The sequence below is a fragment of the Mordavella massiliensis genome, from assembly GCF_016901695.1.
GTDB lineage: Bacteria > Bacillota > Clostridia > Lachnospirales > Lachnospiraceae > Claveliimonas > Claveliimonas massiliensis_A.
On sequence record NZ_JACJKS010000137.1, the window covers coordinates 1 to 212 of the forward strand.

Below are 212 nucleotides of genomic sequence, written 5' to 3' on the forward strand. Positions count from 1 at the left end.
CACCGACCTCACGCTTATCAGGCGTGCGCTCTAACCGGCTGAGCTATAAGCCCGTCTCAAAAGGGGCTTTACGCCACTTTCTGCGTCCTTCCGGACTTTTTCTTTTTTTTAATGCTGGCGGCCACCTGCTCTCCCACACCGTCTCCAGTGCAGTACCATCGGCCGCTTAGGTCTTAACCATCGTGTTCGGGATGGGTACGGGTGTGCCCCCT

1 rRNA gene is annotated in these 212 nt (G+C 56.6%); it reads right to left on the minus strand.

Annotated elements, in window-relative coordinates:
- Positions 1-112: 112 nt before the first annotated feature.
- Positions 113-212 (minus strand): 5S ribosomal RNA (gene rrf / locus H6A20_RS13425); the annotation flags it as partial.